Consider the following 1,883-nt stretch of genomic DNA (forward strand, 5'->3'; position numbering starts at 1 on the left):
GTACCTGAACAAGGGCGACGGCACGTTCGAGCGCTGGTCGATCACCGGCGTGACGCTGCTGGAGCATGCCAGCCAGGACCGCTACCTCACCAGCCATGGCGAGATCCAGGACGGCTTCGGCTGGACCCCAGGCAACACCTTCTACCTGCTGGACATCGACGGCGACGGGCTCATCGACCTCGTCACCGCGTCCGTGCCGAGCCAGGGGGTCAAGCTCGATCCGCCCCCCGAGCCCTGCGCGACGGTGGTCTGCACCCACGTCTACAAGGGCGACGGCCAGGGCGGTTTTGTCGAGCAGCCGACCAACGCGACCTACCAGAACCTGTACTCGCGACCGGAGGGCCCGTATGCGCTGGGYCAGCCGTCGCACCTGCTCGACATCGACAACGACGGCAACCTCGACCTCGCCGCGGCCGGCATGCTGGGCACCGGCGCGAACCTGTATCCGCCGATCCTGGCGTGGCGTTCGCGGGGGGACTTCAACTTCGATCCGATCTCGGTGGCATCTCATGACTGCGACCGGCCCCTCGACTTCAACGGCGACGGACGTGCCGACTGCGTGATGTGGGGCCTGTCGGTGTCCACCGGCGCCGCCGGCCTGCTCAAGGTGGCCAACTACAACCTCGGCAACATCTCGGTGGGATCGCCGCCGCTCGGCCTGCACGGCGAGAAGAGCGCCGACATGCTGGTCGCCGACGTGAACCGCGATGGCCGCGACGACATCCTGTGGTGGAGCAGCGACCCSACGCAGAACAAGGTGTACCTGAGCAACGGCGACGGCACGTTCACGCCGTCGGCCAGCTTCAATCTGACCACCGCGAGCGACGTGCTGCAGCACAGCGACAGCTCGGCTGCGTTCGTGACCGGGGACTTCACCGGCAARGGCGATGTGGAGATCCTGCGGCTGCGTGCCTCGCCGACACCGGGGGATGCGACGGCGAACCAGCTCTACGTGAAGGCGGCCACCTCGCTGCCGCCGGATGTGTTGACCAGCCTGACCTCGCCGGAGGGCCTGAAGACGACACTCAGCTGGGTGTCGCTGGGCAGTCCGGCCCGCGGTGGGCTCGGCGACCGGTATGCGAGCGATCGCGGGGATGCGGCCAACGCCGCGGTGTATCCGCTGTTCGATGCGGTGCAGCCCGGCTACGTGGTCGCGACCGTCGACCGCGACAGTGGTGTCGGCAGCGGYACGGTGTCCGAAGAGTTCGGCTACCGCGGCTTCAAGGCAGCACACGACGGCCGCGGCCCGCGCGGCTTCCGCGAGGTGCGCAGCCAGCGGCCGGCAGCGGACGGCAGCGTCTTGTCGCAGTCGACGCAGGTCGCGCTGTCATACCCCTACATCGGGCAGCCCGCGCGCACGCAGAGCTGGCGCGGCTCGCTGAACCAGACATCGCCGCTGCTGTTGGCAAGCGAGGCCAACATCTATTGCGACGCCTCGGCGTCGACCACGGCCGAAGCGGCTGCGACTGTCGCCGCGCCGTGCCCGGTGCCGGCCACGGTACGGCTGCAGCGGCCGTACCTGTTCCAGAGCAGCAAGACTGCGCGCGAGCTGAACGGCGATGCGCTGCCCGGCACGACCGTGACAAGCCKCTACAACGAGAACGGTGACCCGAAGGAGATCGTGGCGATCACCACCGGCACGGCCGCGGGGAACGTGGCACAGACCATCACCGCGACGACCAAGCACGACTACGCCCTCAACAACATCGCAGACGACAACTGGGTGCTGGGTGGCGTGCAGCGCTCGACGCAGGAGCGCAGCGTGCCGAACAGTCTGGCGGCCATCGGTGCGAGTGCCGGCACGGCGCCGAATGCGACCGCGACGCGCGGCACGCCGCCGACGGCCACGCTGAGCGTGCCGGTCTTCACGGCCACGCAGATCG

General features: G+C 69.0%; 1 protein-coding gene. It reads left to right on the forward strand.

Features of this window, described 5'->3' with window-relative positions; genetic code table 11:
- The coding region (locus AC1D01_RS32660; RefSeq protein WP_477873647.1) for an FG-GAP-like repeat-containing protein at positions 1-1,883 on the forward strand (1,883 nt) is incomplete at both ends.

It is taken from the genome of Rhizobacter sp. P3_B12 (assembly GCF_056402895.1).